Raw genomic sequence first — 2,666 nt, 5'->3', positions numbered from 1 at the left:
GGGGGCGGGGTGGTCGTCGAGGAGGTCGAGGCCTTCCGGAGGGTCGAGGTCGCCGAGGTGGCCGAGATCACCGGCTTCACCGAGGCCGCCGAGGCCGCCGAGCGGGTCGGGGGTTCCGGGAGTGTCCGGGTCGGCGGGCGTCAGACGCTCGGTGGCGGGCGTCAGGGGCTCGGCGTCCGGCGACAGACGTTCGGCGTCGGGCGGCAGAGGCTCGGTGGCGTATGCCGGGTACTCCCCGGCATGCGGCAGGTCCTCGTCTCCGGGGGGCCGCCGCGCGGGCGGGGGCGTCTCGTCCGCCAGGTGGTCGAGGACGCGGGCCAGGGTGGGGCCCTGGGCGTCGGGGGCGGTGCGGCGGACGCCGAGGGTGTCCAGGACGCGGTGGAGGCGGGCCGCGTCGGTACGCCATTTGCGGTCGACGACCTCCTCCGGATACTCCTGCCAGTCCACCGGGGACCAGTCGGGGCCGGGCTCGGCGGGGCCGCCGTGGAAGAGGCGGGCGGCGAGCAGCGAGGCGGCCTCGTCCACCGCGCCGGGCTCCTCCAACAGGTCGCAGGCCGGGCGCTCGCCGAGCCGGGAGGCGAAGCCCTCGGCCAGTCGGTCGCGCCGGGACAGCTCGGTGAGGGCGGCGACGACGCCCGCGTCCAGCCGGGAGGGCCAGCGGCCCATCCGCCAGGCGGGCAGCGCGACCCGGGTCAGCAGCCGGTCCCAGCCCGCGTACGCCAGGCCGACCTGTTCCTGGGCGACGATCCGCAGTCCGTAATCCACAGCCTGTGCACGCTCGGCGGCGGCCGCGGCGACGCCGCGCTCCATCTCGGCGATGTGCTCCCGGCAGCCGCGCAGCAGCAGCCGGGCCAGCCAGGCGGCACCGGCGCCCGGCCACCGGGTCAGCGGGCCGCGTCCTGGGGCGGAGGCGACGGCCACCGCGGCGTCCAGACCGCGCACGAAGCGCCGGGCGGCCGCTATGTCGGGGTGGGCCGACGGGCCCGTACCGGCGACGACCGGGGCGAGGACGGCCCGCAGCTCGCCCACCCGCATCCACCACAGGAACGGGGAGCCGATGACGAGGACGGGCGCGGCCTGCGTACGGCGCTGGGCGCGGCGGCCGAGGCCGGGCGGCAGGTCCGGGTCCTCGGGCGGGGGCGGGCCGTGGGCCGGATGGGTGCGGTCCTCCAGCCAGCTGTCGCAGTCCGGGGTGAGCGCTATGGCCGAGGGGGCCGGGACGTCGAGGCGGTCGGCGAGGTCGCGCACCAGCCGGTACAGATCCGGGGCGGCCTCCTCGGCGATCGGGACCGTGGGGCTCATGGCGGGGCGCGCGCGGGCGACGACCAGCGCGAAACCGCCCGCGGCGAGCAGCACGAGCAGGGCGAGCGCGCCGACGGCCCAGCGGGCGGCGCCCCAGCCGGGTCCCGTCAGCCGGCCGGTGGAGCCGCCGACCAGCAGGACCACGGCGACGGCGGCCGGCAGCAGGGCCACGGCCAGCGCCCGGCTGCGGATCCGCAGCACGGCCAGCGCCCGGGCCCGCGCGGCCTGTGCTCCCGCCTCCACACCGATACCGGTCACGACCGGACCTCACCCCCTCTCGTCCTGGCTGCTCTGGCTCTCCTGGCGTTGCTCACTCCCCCACTGTGGCACCCGCCACTGACATCGCAATGCCGGTGGGCCAAGTGCCGGAACGCTTGCGCCGCACCCTAGTTGGGGGTTCGGTCCCCGTCAGCCGTACAGCGCATCGGTCACTCGATGGAATGGCTTTGGGGAAAGGTGGATGACGCAGGGCAAAGGTCAGGCCCCGGATTCCGTCGGGAGTCCGGGGCCTGGATCGTGCCTGGTGGACGGGTGCGCCGCCGTACGCGCTACTGGCCCGCCGCCGCCTTCGCCGCGATGTCCGTGCGGTGCTGGGAGCCGTCGAGGCGGATGCGGCCGACCGCCTGGTAGGCGCGCTCGCGGGCCTCGGTGAGGTCCTCGCCGGTCGCGGTGACGGACAGCACCCGGCCGCCCGCGCTGACCACGGCGTCCCCGTCCCGCCTGGTGCCGGCGTGCAGGACGTACGCGTGCGGGGCGTCCTGGGCGGCGACCTCGTCCAGTCCGGTGATGGGGTCACCGGTGCGCGGGGTGCCGGGGTAGTTGTGCGAGGCGACGACCACGGTCACGGCGGCCTCGTCGCTCCAGCGCAGCGGCTCCAGGTCGGCGAGGTTGCCGGTGGCGGCCGCCATCAGCAGGCCGGCCAGCGGGGTCTTCAGCCGGGCCAGCACCACCTGGGTCTCGGGGTCGCCGAAGCGGGCGTTGAACTCGATGACCCGCACGCCCCGGCTCGTGATCGCCAGACCGGCGTAGAGCAGACCGGAGAACGGGGTGCCGCGGCGGCGCATCTCGTCGACCGTCGGCTGGAGCACGGTCTGCATGACCTCGTCCACCAGCTTGGGGTCGGCCCACGGCAGCGGGGAGTACGCGCCCATGCCGCCGGTGTTCGGGCCCTCGTCGCCGTCCAGGGCTCGCTTGAAGTCCTGGGCGGGCTGCAGCGGGACGACCGTCTCGCCGTCGGTGACGGCGAAGAGGGAGACCTCCGGGCCGTCCAGGTACTCCTCGATGACGACCCGGTCGCAGGCCAGCGCGTGCGCGCGGGCCTGGTCGAGGTCGCCGGTGACGACGACGCCCTTGCCGGCGGCGAG

Annotated in this window: 2 protein-coding genes; both read right to left on the bottom strand. The window is 76.3% G+C overall.

What is annotated here, in order from left to right; all coding sequences use genetic code 11:
- A partial coding sequence (locus tag CCN42_RS39890; RefSeq protein ID WP_245877689.1) for a M48 family metalloprotease occupies positions 1 to 1,560 on the bottom strand: 1,560 nt, incomplete at its 3' end.
- 290 nt (positions 1,561 to 1,850) lie between these two features.
- The coding region (purD, locus tag CCN42_RS39885) for a phosphoribosylamine--glycine ligase (RefSeq protein ID WP_086742014.1) at positions 1,851 to 2,666 on the bottom strand (816 nt) is incomplete at its 5' end.

Source organism: Streptomyces glaucescens, from assembly GCF_002154375.1.
In the GTDB taxonomy this organism is placed as follows: Bacteria; Actinomycetota; Actinomycetes; order Streptomycetales; family Streptomycetaceae; genus Streptomyces; species Streptomyces glaucescens.
This window is presented reverse-complemented; position numbering and strand designations above follow the sequence as displayed.